At 56.9% G+C, this 21,920-nt stretch carries 16 protein-coding genes and 1 tRNA gene; 9 read left to right on the top strand and 8 right to left on the bottom strand.

Features of this window, described 5'->3' with window-relative positions; translation table 11 throughout:
* Window positions 1-52 precede the first annotated feature (52 nt).
* Complete coding sequence (gene hutH, locus FN806_RS07550) at window positions 53-1,588, bottom strand: histidine ammonia-lyase (RefSeq protein ID WP_142635679.1); 1,536 nt, start codon at window positions 1,586-1,588, stop codon at window positions 53-55.
* The gene (gene hutI / locus FN806_RS07555; RefSeq protein WP_142635681.1) at window positions 1,585-2,793 is read right to left on the bottom strand and encodes an imidazolonepropionase; all 1,209 of its coding nucleotides are present in this window, start codon (window positions 2,791-2,793) and stop codon (window positions 1,585-1,587) included. Before hutI ends, hutH begins: the two co-directional genes overlap by 4 nt.
* Before the next feature lie 216 nt (window positions 2,794-3,009).
* Here hutI and FN806_RS07560 point away from each other — a divergent pair, with 216 nt between their 5' ends.
* The 5 genes from FN806_RS07560 (at window position 3,010) to FN806_RS07580 (ending at window position 6,737) form a co-directional block, all read left to right on the top strand.
* Window positions 3,010-3,714, top strand: a complete 705-nt coding sequence (locus FN806_RS07560; RefSeq protein ID WP_246097191.1) for a histidine utilization transcriptional repressor HutC — start codon at window positions 3,010-3,012, stop codon at window positions 3,712-3,714.
* A gap of 96 nt (window positions 3,715-3,810) precedes the next feature.
* The gene (gene hutG / locus FN806_RS07565; protein ID WP_142635683.1) at window positions 3,811-4,614 is read left to right on the top strand and encodes an N-formylglutamate deformylase; all 804 of its coding nucleotides are present in this window, start codon (window positions 3,811-3,813) and stop codon (window positions 4,612-4,614) included.
* Between the two features lie 44 nt (window positions 4,615-4,658).
* Entirely contained in the window at window positions 4,659-6,035 is a 1,377-nt protein-coding gene (locus FN806_RS07570; protein WP_185956643.1) for a formimidoylglutamate deiminase, read from the top strand.
* Between the two features lie 175 nt (window positions 6,036-6,210).
* On the top strand, window positions 6,211-6,471 hold the full coding sequence (locus FN806_RS07575; protein ID WP_142635687.1) for a hypothetical protein: 261 nt from the start codon (window positions 6,211-6,213) through the stop codon (window positions 6,469-6,471).
* Between the two features lie 188 nt (window positions 6,472-6,659).
* Window positions 6,660-6,737: transfer RNA gene (locus FN806_RS07580), tRNA-Arg, on the top strand.
* Window positions 6,738-6,774: 37 nt separating this feature from the next.
* On the opposite strand, the gene FN806_RS07585 is transcribed toward FN806_RS07580, so the two are convergent.
* Genes FN806_RS07585 through FN806_RS07610 form a run of 6 tightly spaced genes read right to left on the bottom strand, consistent with a single transcriptional unit; the run spans window position 6,775 to window position 17,473 of the window.
* Window positions 6,775-8,757 (bottom strand): DNA/RNA non-specific endonuclease, encoded by a 1,983-nt coding sequence (locus FN806_RS07585; RefSeq protein WP_142635689.1) that lies wholly within the window; start codon window positions 8,755-8,757, stop codon window positions 6,775-6,777.
* Between the two features lie 51 nt (window positions 8,758-8,808).
* Entirely contained in the window at window positions 8,809-11,931 is a 3,123-nt protein-coding gene (locus FN806_RS07590) for an ATP-binding protein (RefSeq protein ID WP_142635692.1), read from the bottom strand.
* Window positions 11,928-13,736: a S1 family peptidase gene (locus tag FN806_RS07595; protein ID WP_185956644.1), complete on the bottom strand. Its 1,809-nt coding sequence runs from the start codon at window positions 13,734-13,736 to the stop codon at window positions 11,928-11,930. The genes FN806_RS07590 and FN806_RS07595 overlap by 4 nt, the downstream gene beginning before the upstream one ends.
* A gap of 7 nt (window positions 13,737-13,743) precedes the next feature.
* Window positions 13,744-15,351 carry a S8 family peptidase gene (locus FN806_RS07600; protein ID WP_185956645.1) on the bottom strand — a complete coding sequence of 536 codons (1,608 nt, stop codon included), beginning with the start codon at window positions 15,349-15,351 and terminating at the stop codon, window positions 13,744-13,746.
* Window positions 15,338-16,039 carry a copper chaperone gene (locus FN806_RS07605; protein ID WP_142635698.1) on the bottom strand — a complete coding sequence of 234 codons (702 nt, stop codon included), beginning with the start codon at window positions 16,037-16,039 and terminating at the stop codon, window positions 15,338-15,340. The genes FN806_RS07600 and FN806_RS07605 overlap by 14 nt, the downstream gene beginning before the upstream one ends.
* A 6-nt stretch (window positions 16,040-16,045) precedes the next feature.
* Window positions 16,046-17,473, bottom strand: a complete 1,428-nt coding sequence (locus FN806_RS07610; RefSeq protein WP_142635700.1) for a tyrosinase family protein — start codon at window positions 17,471-17,473, stop codon at window positions 16,046-16,048.
* 365 nt (window positions 17,474-17,838) lie between these two features.
* On the opposite strand from FN806_RS07610, the gene iolG reads away from it, so the two are divergent.
* The 4 genes from iolG (at window position 17,839) to FN806_RS07630 (ending at window position 21,888) form a co-directional block, all read left to right on the top strand.
* Complete coding sequence (iolG, locus tag FN806_RS07615; protein WP_142635702.1) at window positions 17,839-18,852, top strand: inositol 2-dehydrogenase; 1,014 nt, start codon at window positions 17,839-17,841, stop codon at window positions 18,850-18,852.
* A gap of 117 nt (window positions 18,853-18,969) precedes the next feature.
* Complete coding sequence (locus FN806_RS07620; protein WP_142635704.1) at window positions 18,970-19,890, top strand: sugar ABC transporter substrate-binding protein; 921 nt, start codon at window positions 18,970-18,972, stop codon at window positions 19,888-19,890.
* Window positions 19,891-19,958: 68 nt separating this feature from the next.
* Window positions 19,959-21,065, top strand: coding sequence for an ABC transporter permease (locus FN806_RS07625; RefSeq protein WP_142635706.1), 1,107 nt, complete (start codon window positions 19,959-19,961; stop codon window positions 21,063-21,065).
* 1 nt (window position 21,066) lies between these two features.
* On the top strand, window positions 21,067-21,888 hold the full coding sequence (locus tag FN806_RS07630) for an ATP-binding cassette domain-containing protein (RefSeq protein ID WP_142635708.1): 822 nt from the start codon (window positions 21,067-21,069) through the stop codon (window positions 21,886-21,888).
* The last annotated feature ends 32 nt before the right edge of the window (window positions 21,889-21,920 follow it).

Raw genomic sequence — 21,920 nt, forward strand, 5'->3', positions numbered from 1 at the left:
TTCAATCATGTGTCTCGGCTGCGGTCGCGCGCCATCATGGCAAAGGCCGCCATCAGGTAAGGCCCGGCAAAGAGGCGTTCAGCGCGTTCAGCAACGCACCCGACGCGACCAATTCCTTTGCCGCTTTCAGATCGGGCGCCATATAGCGATCCTCTTGCAGGCTCGAAACATCCTCGCGCAGCCGTGCGATGGCCTGTTGCAGCAACGGGCTCGTCTGGAGGGGGGCGCGGAATTCGATGCCACGCGCGGCGCAGAGCAGCTCGACCCCAAGGATGTGGTTGAGGTTTTCGACCATCCGGGCCAGCCGCCGCGCACCATGCGCTGCCATCGAGACGTGATCTTCCTGATTGGCGGAGGTGGGTGTTGAATCGGTGACACAAGGGTTGGCCAGATGCTTGTTCTCGCTCATCAAAGCGGCTGTCGTCACCTCGGCGATCATCAGGCCGGAATTCAATCCGGGTTCAGGTGTCAGGAAGGGCGGAAGATCGAAGCTGAGCGTTGGATCGACCATCAGAGCGATACGCCGTTGACTGATCGCGCCAATCTCGGACAATGCCAGCGCAATCATGTCAGCAGCGAACCCTACGGGTTCCGCGTGAAAATTACCACCGGACACGATCATATCCGCCTCGGTCAGCACAAGCGGGTTGTCTGTTGCAGCATTCGCTTCGATCAAAAGGGTCTGTGCGGCCTGTCGCAGGACATCCATCGCCGCACCAGTCACCTGCGGCTGACAGCGGATGCAATAGGGATCCTGAACACGTGTATCATCATCCCGGTGGCTTTCTCGAATTTCGGATTGCGCCAGTATCTCACGCATCGAACCTGCCGCTTCGATCTGGCCACGATGTCCTCGTAGCGCATGGATTTCGGGCTGCAGCGGAGCGGTAGATCCCATGATGGCATCGGTGGACATGGCCGAGATGACCAGCGCATTGCGCACAGCACGCCAGACTTCGAACAGACCGGCAAGCGCATAGGCCGTTGAAAACTGTGTGCCATTGATAAAGGCCAAACCTTCCTTGGGGCCTAGCTCGATCGGGGACAGGCCAGCCTTTGCAAGCGCCTCGGCACCCGGAAGAATTTCGCCTTTATATTCCGCCTCTCCCTCACCGATCACTACTGCGGTCATATGTGAAAGAGGTGCCAGATCGCCTGACGCGCCAACCGATCCTTGATTTGGAACAACAGGGGTGACGCCTTTTTCCAGCATGCCTTGCATAAGTTCGACCAGTTGCCAGCGGACGCCAGATGCGCCACGGCCAAAACTCAATAGCTTAAGAGACATCATAAGCCGAACCATCCGGCGGGGCATCGCGTTTCCTACGCCGCAGCAATGGCTGAGGATCAGGTTTCGCTGCAAAGTGGCGGTGTCTTCAGATTTGATCTTGAGGCTGGCCAATTTGCCAAAACCCGTGTTGACGCCATAAACCGGTACATCACCCGCAGCGGCGATAGCGATCCGTTTCGCGGCCGCCTCGACCGCAGGACGACACATCGGATCAAGTATGACCGAGGCTTCATCCCAATAGATGGTTTCAAGCTGAGGCAGAGTAGCCTGCCCGGGCGCCAGAGTGAGAGTTGTCACGCTTGACCTCCAAAGATGCGTTTGTGAAGCGGGTTGAACCCGATACGATAAGAAAGCTCGGCCGGTCGGCCCACATTCCAGACCGCCAGGTCGGCCCGCTGACCCGCGGCGATCATACCGCGATCACTCAAACCAAGGGCACGCGCTGCGTTACAGGTTACGCCCGCAAGTGTTTCCTCTGGCGTCATGCGGAACAGGGTGCAGCCCATATTCATGGTCAGAAGAAGAGATGTCAGGGGGGATGATCCCGGATTGCAATCGGTTGCCAGTGCCATTGGGACATCGTGTTTGCGCAGCAGCTCAATCGGAGGCTGACGCGTTTCACGCAGAGTATAGAACGCACCGGGCAGGATTACGCCCGCTGTTCCCGCCTGGGCCATGGTGATCACGCCGTCTTCGTCAAGATACTCGATATGATCCGCAGACAATGCGCCATAGGAGGCGGCAAGCTGCGCCCCGCCCAGATTAGAAAGCTGCTCGGCATGCAGTTTAACCGGAAGGCCAAGCGCTGCGGCGGCGTCAAAGACACGGGCGATCTGTTTGGGCTGAAAGGCGATCCCTTCGCAGAATCCGTCAACCGCATCGATCAGCCCTTCTACATGGGCGGCCCGCAAGGTCGGAATGACGACCTCGTCGATATAGGCGTCATCGCGCCCCTTGTACTCTGGCGGAGTCGCGTGGGCGCCCAGATATGTGGTTTGAACAGAAACCGGGCGACGTTTTCCAATTTCGCGCGCGGCGCGCAGCATGTTCAGCTCTGTCTGTTGTTCTAGCCCATAGCCGGACTTGATTTCGATAGTGGTCATGCCCTCTTGGATCATCGCGTCGACGCGGGGCAATGCACTTTCTATCAGCTCTTCCAGGCTGGCGGCCCGTGTCGCTTGAACGGTTGCGTTAATACCGCCTCCGGCGCGCGCAACCTGTTCATAGCTTGCACCATTCAGGCGCATTTCAAACTCTTGGGCGCGGTCGCCGCCAAATACAACATGGGTGTGGCAGTCGATCAAACCGGGCGTCACAAGGCGTCCGTTCAGATCCTCGGCCTCAAGCTCGGTATATTCATCGGGCAGATCGCGTCTGGGTCCGACCCATTCGATAAACTCACCTGATATTACGATGATGCCATCCTCGATTAGCCCATAAGGGCCCTGCTGGCTGGCTTGTGTTGCAATTTTTGCGCCACGAAGGGTTGTTTTACCAGTCATGAGAATCTGATCCCAAGTTGCAATGCTTCTGAAATAGGTATACTGATTACTGCATAATGTGTACACAAAATAATGAAAGGCATCGCGCCGAAGCCGCCTTCTTGGAGTCAAATTAGGTGGAGGTCTTAGGTGCGGGGCAGAGTTACATGCTTCATTGCAGATGTCTTATGTGTATGTATAAGCCAAATAAGGCTGGTTTTTGAGTTGGGGAGTTTTATGGCAAGACCTCAGGGGAACATGAGCTTTCGGGACATCAAGCAGGTGGTTTTGGATCGAATCCAAACCGGTATCTGGAGCCCGGATTCCATTTTGCCAAGCGAGATGGATTTGGCCGCTGAATTCTCAAGTACACGAACAACGGTCAACCGGGCGTTGAGAGAGCTTGCCGAAGAAGGATACCTGGAAAGAAAACGCAAGGCCGGCACGCGGGTTCTGAATTCTCCCATCAGAAAGGCGCAATTTGCGATCCCTTTGGTGCGTGACGAGATAACGGCCACCGGTGCGGCCTATCGGTACTCTTTGGTGGACCGAGAGGTGCAACCCGCACCGTCCTGGCTGGCATCACGCCTCGACCTGAAAAAAGAGCAGGACGTCTTGCACCTGCGATGTATGCATTATGCCGACAACGTAGCGTTTCAGCTTGAGGTGCGATGGATTGTTGCCGACGTTGTACCTGAAGTGTTGGAGGAAAGTTTCGAACAATCGGGGCCGAATGACTGGTTGGTTAACAGGGTGCCATTCAGCAATCTGGAGCTTAGTTTCATGGCGACCAAGGCTGATGGTGAAATCTCCAAGTTCCTGGACACGCCACCTGGCGACCCGATCTTTACTGCCGAACGCATTACCTGGCTGCGTCGCGCGCCGGTGACATATGCCAAGCTTTACTTTGCGCCGGGATACCGGATGACGACGCATCTCTGATCTGACCGGAGTCCAGCTTTTGGGGCGGTAAAAAATGTCGGTTTTCGTCGGTCCGCCGAATTATGGGCTGACAGAACATCAAACAAAGGGAACGCGATGGCTGTTCAGAATCTGATGACGTTTAAGGCGGGTTCAACGCCGATTTTGCTGAATGTCCCACATGCCGGAACCTTGCTGCATCCGGAGGTAGAACGCCGTTTGCGACCCGCCGCGCTGGAGCTGAAGGATACGGATTGGCACATGGACAAGCTGGCGCTGCCTTGTGCCGAATTGGGTGTGGGTGTCATGGCGGCGCAGTATTCGCGCTATGTGGTGGACCTGAACCGTTCAGCTGATGACGCGCCGCTTTATTCCGGTCCGACAACCGGCCTGATATCGCAAATCGATTTTGACGGTCAGCCGCTTTATCTGGAAGGGCAAGAGCCAGATGGGCAAGAGACAAAGGCGCGCATCCAATCCTATTGGGCACCGTATCATCAGGCGCTCAAGGCTGAGATTCTGCGGATCAGGGCGCAGTTTGGCACCTGCATACTGTTGGATCTGCATTCCATCCGTTCCGAGGTGCCAAGGCTGTTTGATGGGGTGCTGCCGGATTTGAATCTGGGCACAAATAGCGGGGCCAGCACAGCCGCGCGCTTTGAGGCCTGCGCCGAAAGATCGCTGGGGTCCGGCCAATACAGCTTTGTCAAAAACGGCCGCTTTAAGGGAGGCTATATTACCCGGCACTATGGCCAACCCGACCAGAACATTCATGCGCTGCAACTCGAAATTGCACAGTCCACCTATATGATCGAGCACGCCCCTTGGGACCTTGTGCCCCCTAAGGCAGAGATGCTTGGCGCCGCGATCAAGAACCTTGTTACCGCGTTGCTGGATGAGGTTAACACCACCCGTGGATGACCCAAACAGACTCGCCGATACGGCATCCAAGTAAAGGAAAGTGGATGACAACTGGATTTCATTTCAAACAGGCACTGACGGACCAGGGCTGGCTTAGCAATATCTCCGTAACCGTTACGGAATCTGGTGAGTTCGGAGCACTGGTCGCGGACGACAATCCCAACGCCTATCCGGTGATTGAAAGCCCGGTTGTGCCAGGCATGCCCAACCTGCACAGTCATTCCTTTCAATACGCGATGGCGGGGTTATCAGAAGTGCGCCGGAATCCGGTCGACAGCTTCTGGTCCTGGCGCGAAATGATGTATTATTTCGCTCATAACGTATCGCCCGAGGACCTGCAGGCAATCACTGCCAAGCTGTATATGGAATTGCTCAAAGGCGGCTATACCGAGATTGTCGAGTTTCATTATCTGCACAACGAAGAGGATGGAGCGTACTACGCCCGACCTGAGGAGCTGTCTTCTGCTATTGTCTCTGCTGCAGATCGAACGAGCCTCAGCCTGACGCATCTTCCGGTGTTTTATGCACACGCAAATTTCGGTGGCGTGTCTCCGCAAGATGCTCAGAGGCGTTTCACCAATGCACGTGATCAATACGCTTTGCTGATCGAAACCCTGAAGCAGCAGCATGAAAAGCTTAACCTCGGAATCGCGCCGCATTCCCTGCGCGCCGTAACCGAGGATGAAATGTCATGGCTTATGGAGCTTCGGCAAGACCAGTTGCCGAGGTGTCCAGTTCACATCCATGTGGCCGAACAGACTAAAGAGGTGGAAGACAGTATCGCCCATAGTGGCAAACGCTCTGTTTCGGCGCTGATGGACCAGGTCCAGATTGACGCCGCGTGGTGCCTGATCCATGCCACCCATCTGGATGACGCCGAGGTTGCGGCCATTGCCGCTTCGGGCGCGACCGTAGGTCTGTGCCCGCTGACGGAATCAAATCTTGGAGACGGGATTTTCCGGGCGGTCGATTTCGTGGCAGCAAATGGCCATTTTGGTATCGGCTCGGACAGCAACATCTGTACCCAGGCAGTTCAGGAGTTGCGCACACTGGAATATAGTCAGCGCCTGCTGCACCGGCAGCGCAATGTTATGTGCTCCAAGGACATGCCCAATGTTGGCGGTTATCTCTGGCAGACCGCCGCCCAGGGAGGAGCGCGTGCAGCCGGGCGCAATATCGGCCGTATCGCAGAAGGGTGCCGTGCCGATTTTGTAGAACTGTCTTACGATAGGAATGGTCTGATGGCGGCGGTGTCGCCCGGAGCCTTGCTGGATTTCCACATGTTCTCGGGTCAGCAGGCAGAAATCATTGCCGTCTATGTTGCTGGTCAAAAGGTCATTGAAGATGGTCAGCACCCCGATCACGAGTCCATCGACGCCGGATATATTTCCACCATACTTCGGTTGGCGCAAAAACTATGATGAAGGGTGAATAGAACCAACGGAACTCATTACTGCGCGAGCTTAAGAACCTTGGGGCACTTGGTGCTGGTCAGGCTGAATACATTGTCCGAGATCGCCGAGGAATTTTCTGTCACCCAGCCCATTGGTTTCGAACATTCCAGTTGGTTCGCGCCTTCCGTACCTTGTCACATCAATGGCGCGCGTGATGCTGGCGGATCTGAGCGAAACGGAACTGGATCACCGTACCCCCCATGACGGGTCTGGGCATGTGTGCGGTGCTATTAACAATTCCGGCCACCGCAATCAGCTGGGATCTGCAGAAGATCTGATCAAACAGGTTTGCCACTGCGCGGCACAATATCAAATTGCAGTGATGCAGGTGGCGGCATCCCAGTTTGCCGATGTATTCCGTCATCGTGACAGGCTGCATATGCGGCCTGAATTAGTCTGGTAAGTTCGACTCGGTTAGGGCCTTTTGAGGCATGGCTTCGAGGTGCAGTCCACCCAGCAATCAAGGTACCTGTATAAGCTTGCTCCGGTCAGAGATAATGCTGAAATCAGAGAGGTTTTTTGCCCCAAAACCTCATCTCTCCATCAAGTTGACAAGGCGAGGGATTTGGCTGATACAGCCAGAATATGAGCGGGCCGTTAGCTCAGCTGGATTAGAGCAGGGAACTTCTAATTCTCAGGTCGGGGGTTCGAGTCCTCCACGGCTCGCCAAATGCACAATTCCTAATTGAGTATACATCCGCCACCCTCAGATTACGACGTTGGCAAAGCTCTCGACTGTGACGATCGGACGTGGTTGTCCCGCCAGGCTTTCTGCATCGGTCAGACGCTGCGCCAATGGGTCGGCATCGCTAAGGGGGCCAAAGTTCAGCCCGGTTAATTTTTCCAAATCCCGGACGCGGATCTGGAATGTCTTATAGGCACCAAACTCAAATCCACCGACAGATTCCACGCTCCCCTGGTTCGAGAGCATCTGTTGGATGACCTCAACCTGGCTGAGCACATAGGCGGTGGAATGAAGGCGAAGAATGCCTTCGCTGCCATCCTCTTCGGCCAGCATGGTCACGAGCTTGAAGAACTTCAGGGGTACCGGCGATCCGGTATCTTTCAACATCGGCTCGTCACCGGTCAGGATTGGTCCGGTGAACACACAGGCCTTGAATCCATGTGTGCGCACATTTGTCATGATAAAGTTCTCAAGACCCAACCATTGCGCGTGGCTCCGGTTAAAGGCCCGGTGCTGTGGGGCAGCAGCGGTATAGTGAAAGCTGTCATCATTGGCCTGTTTGGCCTGTGCATCATCGACACCCCAATTTGTCGCCGCACGGCGAACCAGGTGGCCCCGGTCAATATCCGCGTGATCATAATCCTCTTTGCCGAGTTGGACATTTGCCGGGATGCGCAGGTCAGCGAACCACTTGTCGCTACCTCGTTTTTGCGGTCGGGTCTTGGCACCATCGATATTCAGCGCGGCAATGATCGGTGTTTTGAAAGTCGCAGAATAGAGAATGCCGAAATTCTGATAGCGCAATTCGTTGGGGCGTTCCGGGGTCGCATCCGACGGAGTGGCAAGCCCAAACGCATTCGGTACCATCGGCAGAGGGACCTCTGCCACTTGAAGGAAGTCCGGGTTGTACCCGTCGCGCGGTTCAAAATGGTCTGCGTCATGGTTTCCGTCAGGTCGTTCTGGCCGGACGATTTCAGTTCCGGGGATCGAGGTCGGCACCGCCCCGTCCAACAATGCGTTGACCGTGCTGATCCTGACCGCCGAGTTTCCGACGCCGAAGGTACCTGCATAATGCAGACCAACCGCTTTGCCGCTGTCCAACGAGATCACAGGCGAGCCCGAGTTGCCGCCCAAAGTCGTGCAGTCATGGCGCAGGATCGTCACGCCGCCATCTTCGATGAGAAATCCGGGCGAAAAGCGTTTCACGTCATACAGGTCGTTGAAATAGTTGGACATCTGCGTGGGGTCATTGCGCAGGGAATCCTTGGCGGGATACCCGATCACCGCGACGCATTCGCCGTGCTGGGCATCCGTATCGGCGCGCGGGATCGGCGTAGGCGTGAAATTGGCCGTATCTGCGGGCAGGTCGATCTTTCCAAGCGCGATATCTGCGGCCGCATCTTCGGCGATATAGGTGAACTTGCGAATGTCGAAAAGCCGTTCGGGGTCTTGTGCCGCGCCGACCTCTTCCAGGAAATCTATCCGGGCGCCATAGCGGGCATTGCCGGGGGCAAACATGAAGACACCATCGCCCAGGAAACTGCGCCGCGCGACCAGCTTGGCAACATGGCGATTGGTGATGATCAGCAGATGGTCGTCCTTCTTTTCGATCACCCAGCCAGTGCCACCCCAGCTAAAGTCATGATTGATAAACTCGATCCGCCCGACCGAGGCGATATTGTCTTCGGCCTTGCCAATACGAATGTCGATATCCGGCGGAAAGTCGGATGACAGCGATTGTTTGCCTTCAACCTTGCCGCCGCGCACGATCAGGGGAGGGCGTCCGACCGCGCGCACGATGGCTTCAAGTTGCGAGGGCGTAGAGCCAAAGCTTTCCAGCTTATTCATCTGCGCGCCCATCAATTCACGGGCACGATCCGGTGTCAGGCCCATTTCACCAAGAATGCCCGGACTGGTATCCAGAGCCTCACGCGCCTTGTCGATTGTTCCGGCATTTCCAAGGCCTTCCAGCCGGCTGAATGTTTCCTTTTCGAAATCGCTCATGGCATTGGTTCCTCAGCTAATATGAAGTTTTCAAACTCAGTCGATCTGCCTCTAGGGATCGAGGTATTTTGGCCCCCGCCCTGTTTCGGCAAACATGGTCAGTGCCGGATGAAACACCACGGGCGCCCGGCTTTTGGTAAGCCAACCAAGGATTTCCTCTGTTCCTGAACCATGGGTGAGCCCCCGAGCAACTGGTGCAAGGCGGCGTTGCAGGGTTTGAGTGGACTTACCGCGCCCTTCGTTCAAAGGATCCGCCCAGAAGTTTAGAACTCGGTCTGCCAGACCATGACTGCCGCGTTCCAAAAGGTCGACGGTTCGACTTGATGTCAGGTCGCTCCATTTCCGTGTGGAATTCCATTCTGGTGGCGGTGGTGAGGGGAAGGCCCAATAGCCGCCGATGACTTGCTGCCAACGTCTTGCCGCGCGTGCGAGCGTTGGCAAGTCAGGGATCGGGTGGTAAAAACTGTACCCCTCGGCCCAATCAGCGGTAAGGCCCATCGCGCGCAGCAATGACAGCACGTCGGTGGGCCGGTCGGACATCTGGGCCATTGCGTCATCGATCCCCTGCAGGCCCGGGGCAAAGATGTCAGCCGCCTCATACAGGCCGGTGGCAAGGTTGGACAAATCGCTCAGAACACGACCCCGGCCGCTCACCTGAAACTCTTCGACAAGTGCCAGCATCCGGTCGAAATAGGGGTTCAACGGGGCCAGGGCGAGCCCGTAATCATCCGTCGGTAAGTCTGGGTTGGGCATGTCTGGTTCCGAATACTCCAACCCGAATTCCTGACGGATACCCCCCGCGAAGCGCAGTCTTTCATAGGTCAGTTCACGCGGGCCGTGATCCAGATAGGGGGCGATCAGGCCCAGAACCTCATGATCACCCTCAAAGCTCATACCCGTTGCCAGAAGAGCGAATTCAAGCGCTGCTGACTGCATTCCAATTCGAGACGAGCTGTTCACGACGCGAAGAGCTATGTCGCGAAAGTCCTTATCGCGGAGTCGGTTAACGAGCTCTTCGAATTCAAACTCGGCATAAATCTCTAGGAGCATCCGGCCTTCCAGTTCGGGCCTTTGTTGTGCCTCTCTCAGCAAGGTATCTGCTGGCAACAAATTGAATAGGCTTCGCGCCATGGACCAATGACCGCTCTGCCAGTTGTGACACAGGATCAGGATGCCAACTTCGCTTGCCGGATCATAGGCGCCTTTCAATCCTTCGCGTATGATATGTGTTGCCTCGCGGCGCTGGCCCTGCTCCAACATCGCTCGCAGGTCTTTGACTGCGCGACTATCTGGTGCGGCCACATAACCGCGACCTTTGACGATCCGTGCTCGTGCCGTCGCGGCCTTGGACTCAACCTGTACAAGGTTTTCGGGGGGAAGTTCAGAACCGCTGTCCAGCCCAGTGGCGCCGTATTCCCGTTGTTTGGTTTCTTGCACCGGGGCCGAGCGCTGGCCGCGAGCTTGACGGATCAGGTCCTGCGCGTCGATTGGCAGCTCTTTCAACAGCTGTTCGGGGAAGCGTTCAGCCAGTGAGGGATTGATGCTTGGAGGGGCTTCTCCGACGCGCATAAGCTGAAGCGAATGATAAAGGAACAACAGTGGATCGCGGTCAGCGTAATAGTCACAAGCTGCACGGTTTACCTCTGCGGTTTCGACGGGGCTTTGGTTGTAGGTGGGTTCTAGCAGGTCCCGCCGCATGTCGGCCTTATGGGTCAGTTGACCATCAGTGGCGGCGTCCATCAGCCAGGATTGCAGGCCAAGATCCGCGACGATTGTGCCTGCTTCGCTGCTGAGGTCACCCAGCCCAAGCGCCGGTGCAACGATGCCGTTCAGGTTGTCGGCGTTTATCTCGCTTAGAACCAAGCCGTAATTGGCAATGCCACGCAGGTGCACTGGCAGGCGCGATGTGATGGCCCGGTTCACGATGCCCGCGGCAATCGGGTCATTCTCGTCTTCGGTGACTTCGGCCAATCGGCCCTCGGTCTGCACCTCGTCAATCAGCAGCCGCAATTTCAACGGATTGCCCTGACAGCGCAAAATGATCTGATCGCGGAATTCCTCGGGGATTCCGGCCTCATCCAGCGTTTGATTGACCAACTCGTCTTCGATCTGGTCGAGCTTGATGTATTCGCCCCGTCTTGGGTGATCTTCGCCGAAAATCGGCCCGCGACCGGCTGAGATGATCGATACTTCGATCTGTTCCTTTTCGACAAAGCGATCCAAATCGTTCATGAGGTTGTTCACGAAGGTCGCGCCCTGACCATGCAATACTTCGAGCGTATCCAGCAGGATAACCAGGCGCAGACCGGCATCAGCCACCGCATTGATCATCGCCCGGATCAACTGACGCGGTGTAAGGTCCGAGCTTTCGTATATCTCCCGTGTGACCTGTTCGGAATAGCGCAACCGCAATTTGCGGAGTTCGGGGGCCGCTTGGGGTATTGCGGTACCGATCTGACGCGAGATCTCTTCAAAGATTGGACCGGTCTGCAATGAAGGCTGATCGAAATCCAGCCGGATCAGGATGACGTCTTCGCGTTCGCTTGTAATCTGGATGATGCGTTCCAGCAGGTAGGATTTTCCGATCCCGTACTGACCTTCGATATGCAGGGTTTTCAAAGGGGCCGAGCGCATAGGGTGGTCGATCCAGCGTTGAATCTTGTCGATTTCGCTGACACGCCCCACGAATTTTTCACCCAGGCGCTCTTTTGACCGGCGCTCGCGTCTGAGCAGGTTCAATCGGCTGCGCAGCCTGAACAGGCGGTCATATCCCGGCGCTTTTTGGCCTGCACGCTCTAACGTGACAAGGTGCTGCGACAGGTTTTGTTCATCTGTTTCCGCCTCGATAAGGTGATCCAGAGCGCCCGGTGCGAAACCTTCTCGTCCCGACAGAGCCTGCACGATATCGGTCTGCGTTGCCGCCGAGTCGAACTCTTCGATCCCGGACAATTCGCGATGTCGTGCAGTCAGGCGCAGTATCCATTTCGTAGAGCTGCCCGACTTATCAACATGGCTCAACTCGCGCAGGGATGACATCAGCCGGGCCCGTAGCACCCGGTTGCCGTACTCATCTTCGCTAAGCACCTCGCGCATAAGCTGCCGTGGTTCAAATGCCCCGCGAAGGGCTGCGGCGCGCAGCAGACGCGAACGGAGTTCTTCCTGCGCCTGGTTCATTCTTCTATCTCCAGAAAGCGTTTGGCCTCTTGGCGAACACGGGTGACAACGGTTTCCAGATGTTCGCCATCGAATTCACCTGTGTTGTCAGGGCTCAACCCGGCCAGAGCAGAGTCCACCATTGCCCGTCGAGCAGCCGGTGTCAGCTCTTTTGCCGGGTCAAGCGAAGTGATCATGCTGTTAATTGTAGCCTCAACATCGCTACGTGTGAATGGTCCCAGCTCTTCCACCAATAGGCCGCTGCGCTGCGCGCCGTCGACAGCGCCGACATTGGCAAAACGCAGGGGCGACAGGCGATAGGTCTCATAGCCTGCGAGGATCAGGCGCAGATTCTCGGATGTGGGCAAGCATTTGGCGATGTGCTCGAACTGTACCTGGGCACGTGGTGAGAGCCCTTCGGGCGGGTTGTCGAAATAGATCCACCATGTTTGCCCTGCGGTTTTGGCGGCCTGATCCATGTCAGCAATCAGGGTCTCCGCGCGGCTGCCTTCGTATGCAACATCGGTAGTCTGGGCGGCGGTTGTTCCAGCAGCAGCGTCTGGCGAGGCGACGGTCCCGTTGGCCTTCTCGGCAAGATCAGCAAGCAAATCGTCCGTATTCAGGGTCGGCCCCAATCGGATGCAACGATGTTGCGGCGCGGCGTTAGGTGCTTCTTGCATCAGCAGATAGGATTCCAGCATGTCATAGCTGAATCCGAGACCACGAATAGACGTCGTATCCTCGCGCCTGATCCAGATCCCACGCAGTTTGGATTTGGGATGATCCAGCATATGGGCAAGCCCGGTTACGAATTGGTTGCGGCCGATGATGATGGTTCCGTCAATGTCGCGGCTCAGCGACCACATGTCCCGCTGGTTCGAGTTCTTGCTGATCAGATCTTGGAAGTCGGGGTCATCGTGGAACTGCTCGAAAGGGACAAGCCGTTTGGTCGTCTCCCATTTGCCCTGGTGGATGCCCAGAAACCTGAACTGGCTGTCAAAACCGGGGCCACCCGATGACCCGCCGGATGTGTCGATGTCATGAGGGAACCGCTTGGCGCCAGGTTCTCGGTGCACTTTGCCGGGCATGAACCCCTTGGTGACACCTTCGGGGTAGTGGACCAATGTGAACAGGTCTGCACCCTCAAAATCGGGGGGATCGCCGGTCACATCGACACTGCCATAGGTATGCCCCAGCGGCAGGAATATCCGCAGCAGCGCGATATCCACCTCATCGCCCGGCGGCAGGTTCCCTGCCTTTTCACTGTCGTGATAGGGCCAGAGCTTTACGCATTTTGCCCGGTACCGCTTTTCGTCCGAGGCCAGTATTTCAAGCCGAGGGTCGACCCCGGCGGGCACGGCGTTTAGCGGGTCCAGAACATGGGCTGCGGTCAGCACCAGGTTTGGGGCCACAAACGCGCCGGATCCTTCGAATGTGTTGTTGATCCAGATCTGACAGCGAAAGCTTTCCGCGCGCGGGGCAAAATCGCCCAATGCAGCAAAGTCGAACGAATTATTCGCCGGTGTGCCGATCAGGGTGCCGTCAAACCGAGCGATGTTTTCGGCAAAAATCAGGTTACGGTCGCGCGGCACAGGGTCCGCGCCGCGCGCGCGCAGAAAATTGAGGAACTGTTTGACCTTCGCAGCGTCGACCAGAATTTCCAGCAAGACATCGGCAAGCGTTTCGCCGATATCTTCGTCTACACTTTCCTCGACGGCTTCATAATTCACCGGGTCATCAGGGTCGGGAAACAGCGCAGTCAAAGCATGACGCACAATCGGTTCATGCTTTCGGATTGCAATCCGGATATGCGCTGCATTCACCATCCGTGGCTTATCCCATGCCCAAATAGGCGCTGAGGGCCGGTTTGTCCGACAATGCGGTGTCCAGCCCCGAGGTCGGGGCGTCTTCGCCAACCATGGCCTCGGCCCCACCATCGCTTTCGGCGATGCGTTTGCGGGCCCCACGGCGATAGCTGAGCCAGATGATCTCATTGGCGTAATCGGCCATGTCAGGGGTAACCTCTCCGGCGGCGGTGCTGTCTGTTCCCGCAAGATGCGAGACCAGAATGTTCAATGTTGGGGTCGCATTCGGATCGGGTGCCGCCGGGCTTTCGGCGCCTGTGGGTAGCGGCGCGTCCAGGACCGCCTGAGCGTTGATGATGCCCGCGCCAAGATCGGTGGCCCCGTTCCAGACGGCTGGCTTGTTCATCCCGTGTTTGGCACAGTGCAACCACATCGCCTGAACGGTTGTTCCTGCATTCTGGGCCTTTTGCAACAGCGCCGCCCGACCGCCGTGATGCGCGACCCAAAGTGCAGCGACACCGCCTGTCATCGAGGTGGCAAGCGTGGTGCCCTGGCTGGCGCGGATACCCGAGTTTGGGTCGGTCGCCTTGTTCTTGGCCGCGCCCCAAACGTTTTCGCCATAGGCCGAAAAGCTGACCTCGGGGCCACGCCCAGTTTTGCGCCAGGGGCGTCTGTCGGGCTGCAGTGCAGCGACCGCTGTGCAGATTTCCAGTGATGCATAGGCGGCGGGAAAGACCACGTTCGGATAACAGTTGCCCGCCGCGCAGACGATGACCAGCCCGGCCTGTACCGCATTGCGCAGCGCCTGTTCGGTTGAAGAGACCCGCACCGGCCCGCCAAGCGCCATCACGATGACATCGGCGTTTTGGTTGACCGCATGAGAGATTGCCGCAGGAATACGCAGCTGTGTCATGTCGATCACCGATTTGATCGCCCGGATTGGCAGAACCTTGGCCGCAGGGGCCGTACCGGTTATCGCCCCCGGCGAGGTGGTATCGCCATTCATATCGGCCCCGCCCCGCGATCCGACGACCGAGGTGACAAGCGTGCCATGACCAGGATGTTTTAGGACGCCGCCTGAAAACCGGTCACGCGCATCCCCGTTCCCTTCGACAAAATTCCACATGCCGTTGGTTTCGATCACGCCGGCCAGTTCGCTATGGTCGGAATAGCCCGTGTCGATCACCGCGACCTTGCTACCCTGACCCCGGGTGTGCTGCCAGGCCAGCGGTGTCTTGATCCGTTTGTGGTGCCAGCCATAGGGCCGAGAGTTGTCGCGCTTGGTTTCGCAGAAACTGAGAAAGCTTTCCGTACCCACATGTGCAGCCCCGTACAGGCTGTCTGGCAAGACCGGGTTGGCCTCGGCTAAGTCCAGCGCCATACGGAGGGCACGGCCAAATGCAAAAACCTCACGCTCTTGGCCTTTTGGATCGATCTCGGGGAATTCAACAAAGAAAAATCGATCCGCATCTGCGTCGAAGACCGCTTGGGTACTGGTGGCAACATCAGGAAGTGCACTACCCACACGTTCTTGAATAGCCGACAACGATTGCGGTGTATCCGAGACCACTTCAATGACTAGCGGATCGCCGTCGAGCGAGACATCGGACCTTGTTAGGGCGTCATATTCCTGCATGGCAAATATCCTTATACAAAAGCAAAAGATGGTGGGGCGCATGGGCCAACGCCGTAAGCGCCAGCGCGGTCAGCAACAGGGTGAATGCGCTGGCGCGGGGGTCGGGGCGAAGAACGGCGCGCTCCGACAGGATGATCACTGTCAAAAAGATCATGACGGCAAAGTCGTGGGTCCCCAGCATGACAAGCATCATCGGCAAGCAAGAGGTGATGCAATCGCGCGCATAGGTCAGCCCAAAGATCAGCACATCGCGGTCGGCACTTGGACCAAAGGCGGCCAGGACCGGACGGCTGTGGCATTTCCTTAATGCGCTGCGTTTTTGCGGGCTGAACTGCCATACTGCGGCGCACAGGCAAGCCAACGGTGCAAACACGGTTTGGTGCAGAACCGGCGCCAGAAGAAACGCAGCAAGCGCGCCTGCGACCAGCCAGGCCAACAGATATGGCAGAACAAACAGAAGTGCCGCGCGTGATCTTCGATCTGCGAAGCTGCGCGCGCGGACATGTGCGATCTGCGGAACAAGCGTTGGAAGCATCATCGCCAGAACCATCGCCGGCCAATGCAATGAGGGCGCGGGCACCAAAGCAAGCCAAAGCCATGCAAGCGCGGCCACGCCAAGTGTCGTGCGTATTTCGATATCGGCCCGTCCAAACAGGCGAGGGCGATCTATTCCGGTAGCCGACGCCATGGGCGATCAGTCGAAATAAAGGTTTATGCGGCCGATCTCAATGTCTGGCTGCTGTTCTGTTGGGGCGATCTGTTCCAACCCTGGTACTTGGCCAAAGGCCTCGCTGTCATCAAACATCCGTTGAAACCGGATTTGCAACCTGTTGGCGTCGCCTTGGCTCAGCCCCAGTGCAAAGGCCAGCTTTGTGATCTCGTAAGTCACCGCAAGGCCGTTGCCGCCATGTGGGCCGTCCGGGTTGCTTGCCTGTTCAAGGCCAAACGGCGACAAGGTGCCGATAATCGCTGGCGGCAAAGCGTCATCCGGAAGATCCAGCATGACGCGGTAAGATCCGGGCATGCCACGGCCCTTGATCCCCTCAAGATGCAGGTGAACGCGCCGGGTGGTGCCGGGGGCCTCGGCGCCGGAAATCAACGCGACTGAAGTGTCGAGCTTTACGCCGGCAGTGGTCATTGCACCACGCAACTTGACCGGAGCTTCGCTTGCGCCGGCAAGCTCGGGTTCCTTGCCTGCCATGACGAACTCCTCTGCTGGAATGGCGGGTTCTACTGCTGGTGGAACGCCGTCATATTGAAACCCGTGCAGGACGCTTGTGCTGTCCAGCATTTCTTCGCTGTTGAAGGTGAATGCCGCGCCATCGCCATCATGCATCGAGAATGTTTGGCCTGTGCGCCACAGTGGCGAGGGTGGGGAGACATGGCTCGGGTCGGCGTTGCGCCAGACTTCCCATAGCCGATCAATGTTGCAATGGTGCAGCCAGAAAATCGGATCAAAGGCTGCAGTGGCCGGATTTGCCATAAAACCGCCAGAGCCCCCAATCCAAACGTGTATGTCGTTATGGGGCGTGCTTTCCAATGCGCCATTGTCCCCACCGCCGGGGTGAAACCCGGTTTGCGGGCCACCAAACCCTGATGAGAATCCGGGCGTATCATTGGTGAAATCTTCATGATCCAACGCATCCAGCGACACCACGTCGTCCGGAAATCCGAAATCTCCATTCACCACTACACGTCGGCGGGAAAACAGGAAGTTGCGCGTGCCGTCTGACTTGGTCGGCTCACGGAACGCCACAGGAAGGCGGCGCGCATTCGGGTTTTCTGACAGGGGTTGGGAATAGTCCCAATAAGGCAGCGCCCAATCCTGCGGCCCGCCCAGATCGGCGACGGCTTTGCCGACGACGGCCTCAAATGCGGTGATATATCCGCGGTGCCAGGGCAGGAAGAACCAGCTTTGGTGCTGGCATTGGTTCCAGAATTGTCCGGAACCGGGAATGTCCGGAAAATTCTGCGGCTGCCCATGAACTGCGCCCATGAAAAACCACGATGTCGGGTCTTCCAGATCTCGGTCCCAGAGAGCTTCGACAGCACGCTCATACCAGATCAGAGTTTCGTCGTTGGCTGGCAGGGTCCAAACGTTTTTGCGGATTCTTGTGGCCATAACAATACCTCAAACTGCAAATAAATCTTGGAATCTAATAATGCGCCGAGTGTAACACTTGCGTGGTTTTATGTTAACCAAAATGAATCCAAGCCATAGCAGGGTAGGCCTAGACAGGTGTTGACAGTGCCGATGTGCGTTTCCCAGATAAGGTGATTTCAGAGTGACGCGCGGCCTTTCGCTTGCATTCTAAGTCAGAGGCGCCAGTTACTGTTTATTTGTGAATTGGACGGCCGCAGCTGCAGTGGGCACACTTGCCGAGTACCCGAAAACAAGGGTGAATTCACGTAACTGTGAAATAATTCTTGCAACCGGTTGCAAAGAGAATCATTGTGGTGTCGAAAAAAGGGAATCGGGGGCGCGGGATGCTAAAAGTAGGATTGCTGGGGGCTGGGCGCATTGGGCGTGTTCACGCGCAGGCTATTGCAGCGCATCCTTACAGTGAACTGAGCGCGGTGTCTGATGCACTGCCCGAAGCTTCGGCGCGTTTGGCTGAGGAATTCGGGGCCAATGCGCGACAGTCACAAGAGATTATTTCCGATCCTTCGATAAATGCGGTGCTGATCGCCACGCCGACGGATACGCATTCCGACCTGATCGAAGCGGCCACCCAAGCCGGGAAAGCGGTATTGTGCGAGAAGCCGGTTGATTTGAGCCTTGAGAGGGCTTTTGCCTGTCAATCCGTTTCAAAAGCCACCGGCCAACCTGTCATGGTCGGTTTCAATCGTCGATTCGACCCGAATTTTGCTGCTTTGAAGGCTGCGTTTGAGGCTGGTGAGGTCGGCAAGGCCGAGTTGTTGTCCATTACATCTTTCGACCCAGCGCCGCCACCGGTGAGCTATGTCAAAGTATCAGGAGGGCTGTTTCGGGACATGATGATTCATGATTTCGACATGGCGAACTTCCTGATGGGTGACCTGCCGGAAGTAATCTCGGCAGTGGGCACATCGGTTGTTGACCCCGAAATCGGTGCCGCAGGTGATGTGGACACGGCGGTCGTGACAATGACTTATGCAGATGGCCGGATCGCTGTGATCAAAAACTCTCGGCGTGCGGCTTATGGGTATGATCAGAGGGTTGAACTGCTGGGATCAGAAGGGATGCTTCAGGCGCAAAATATCCTTGAAAACTCAGTGGTTAAGTCAACTTCGAATGGCGTGACCGGTGCCAAGCCGACTTACTTTTTCCTTGAACGCTACATGTCTGCCTATCGCGCAGAATGGGATGCATTCGTTAGGTCAGTAAATTCTGGATCAGGGGTGCCTGTAACTCTGGACGACGGTGTCGCCGCGCTTGCTATGGCCGAGGCCGCAACCCGTTCTGCGCAGTCCGGACAGTCGATGGTTTTGGCCAAAGTTTTGAAACCGGTTGCAAAATGATCGGATATGCGGAAACTTGGGGCAGCTTCGCCCCGGATCGGGGCGAAGAAGATTCGGTTTAATCGGAAGATTGGGGCCAAGACCCCAACACACTGTTCAAACGGGAGGAGAAACCATATGAATAATTTCTTTAAAGGCGCACTGGCAGCTGGTGCACTGGCGATGGCCACGCCTGCATTCGCGCAGGAGATAGTCGTTGTGTCTCATGGTCAGGCCAATGACGCCTTCTGGAACGTCGTGAAAAACGGCGTTGAGCAAGCGGGCAAGGATGTCGGCGTGAACGTGGAATACCGCGCACCCGAGACCTTTGACATGGTTGCGATGTCACAGCTGATCGACGCCGCCGTGAACCAGGAACCGGACGGGTTGATTGTCTCGATCCCGGATGCCGATGCGCTTGGCCCGTCAATCGAACGTGCTGTTGCTGCCGGAATTCCAGTGATCTCGATCAACTCGGGTTCGGACGTGTCCAAACAGCTGGGCGCATTGCTGCATGTCGGTCAGGACGAGTTTGATGCGGGCAAGGCCGCAGGCGAAAAGCTGGCTTCGATGGGTGGCGCGAATGCGATCTGTGTGAACCACGAAGTCGGAAACGTGGCGCTTGACCTGCGTTGCGCCGGTTTTGCCGAAGGCTTTGGTGGCAGCGTAGAAGTTCTGCCGACCTCGAACGATCCTTCAGAAATCGAAGCGAAGGTCTCGGCCGCTCTGGCCGCGAATGACGCTGTCGACACAGTCATGGCGCTGGGTGCAAGTTCGGCTGGTGAACCCACGGTAGCGGCTGTGAAAGCATCGGGCCGTGATGTGAACGTGGCCTCGTTCGACCTGTCTGCGAACTTCCTGCAGTCCATCGCCGATGGAGATGCGGCATTTGCCATCGACCAGCAGCAGTATCTGCAAGGCTATCTGTCAGTGAACTTCATGGGCCTGCATGCCAAATACGGCCTGATGCCAGGTGGCAACGTGCCATCGGGTCCGAACCTGATCACACAGGACAAGGCAGCCCAGGTTATCGACCTGTCGGCACAGGGTATCCGCTGATCCGTTTGGGACAGTGAAAAACAGAAACGGCGCCAGGTGCGCCGTTTCAACCGAATTGGGAGGGAAACATGAGTGAGTCAGCGCCCGTCACTACGGACGAACGCGTAAAGAAAGAACCGTTTCTGACCAAGCTGATGAAACGTCCAGAGCTTGGTGCCATGGCCGGTGTGGTCCTGGTGGTCATTTTCTTCGCGCTCACGGCAGACGATTCCATGTTCACGCTGGCTGGAGTTATGAACTTCATGACGCCCGCGGCACAGCTGGGTATCCTGGCTATCGGAGCGGCGCTGCTGATGATCGGGGGTGAGTTTGACCTGTCGATCGGTTCGATGGTTGCCTTTGCAGGCTTGTTCTTTGGTGTCTGCGTGGTGACTTGGCAGTTACCTCTGATCATTGCGATCCCGATGACATTTGTTTTTGCGGCCTTTGTTGGGGCGGTGAACGGCAATATCGTCATACGGTCGGGCCTACCTTCTTTTATTGTAACTCTGGCTTTCCTTTTCATTCTGCGCGGACTCTCATTGGTGGGTCTCAAAGCAGCCACTGGCGGGTCAACCCAGCTGCGTGGCGTGCGCGATGTAGTCGAAAACGACTGGCTGGCCCCGTTCTTCTCGGGCGAAGCTTTTGCCGGTTTGTTTGCCTGGCTGGCTGCAAACGGATTGATCGACACATTCAAAAACGGGGCGCCGAAAGTACCGGGCATTCCGGTCGAGATTTTGTGGTTTATCGTTCTGGCCCTAGCGGCGACCTATGTTTTGCTGCGGACCCCAGCTGGAAACTGGATTTTTGCCGCCGGTGGCGACAGTAATGCGGCGTCGAATTCTGGTGTGCCGGTGAGCCGTATCAAAGTGTCTTTGTTCATGCTAACTGCCTGCTGTGCGGCGCTGGTTGCAATCATCACTGTGATCGACGCGGGATCGACCGATGCGCGCCGTGGCTTCCAGAAAGAGTTTGAGGCCATCATTGCGGCGGTGATCGGGGGCTGTCTGCTGACCGGCGGCTATGGATCGGCCATCGGGGCGTTCTTTGGCGCGATCATCTTTGGCATGGTGGTCATCGGGCTGACTTACACGGATTTCGATCAGGACTGGTTCCAGGTGTTCCTGGGCGCAATGCTTCTGATCGCGGTATTGTTCAACAACGCCATCCGCAAACGCGTAACCGGGGAGCGCTGATATGACTGAAGACAGCAAGTTCCATCACGGGGATGCGGTAAAGGATGTCGCGCCGATCGTGCAAATGAAGAATATCGAAAAGCACTTTGGTAACATTATTGCCCTGGCAGGCGTCAGCTTTGACGTCAGGCCTGGCGAATGCCACTGCCTGCTGGGCGACAACGGTGCCGGAAAGTCGACCTTCATCAAGACCATGTCCGGAGTTCACAAACCCACTAAGGGCGAGATCTTTTTCGAAGGCAAACCGCTGCAATTTGACACGCCACGCGATGCGATGGAGGCGGGCATTGCGACCGTGTTTCAGGATCTGGCGATGATCCCGCTGATGAGTGTGACGCGGAATTTCTTCATGGGTCGCGAACCGACCAAGGGCAAGGGATTGCTGAAACGGTTCGATATCGACCAGGCCAATGAGGTCTGTATGGCCGAGATGCGCAAGATGGGTATCAATCTGCGCGGGCCGGATCAGGCCGTTGGAACCCTGTCAGGGGGCGAGCGTCAGACGGTTGCTATTGCCCGGGCGGTTTACTTCGGGGCCAAGGTTTTGATCCTTGATGAGCCGACCTCGGCACTTGGGGTACGTCAGACATCGAATGTTTTGGCAACCATCGACAAGGTGCGTAATCAGGGCGTGGGTGTGGTGTTTATCAGCCATAACGTGCGCCATGCGCTGGCAGTGGGTGATCGCTTTACCGTGCTCAATCGTGGCAAGACGCTGGGCACGGCCACACGTGGAGAGATCACACCCGAGGAATTGCAGGACCTGATGGCCGGAGGTCAGGAAATGGCCCAGCTGGAAGGCTCTTTGGGCGGAACGGTTTAACCGTTCCCCCGTCTGGGCCACAGGCCCGCTAA

Origin of the sequence: Ruegeria faecimaris, from assembly GCF_900182615.1 — a bacterium.
In the GTDB taxonomy this organism is placed as follows: Bacteria; Pseudomonadota; Alphaproteobacteria; order Rhodobacterales; family Rhodobacteraceae; genus Ruegeria; species Ruegeria faecimaris.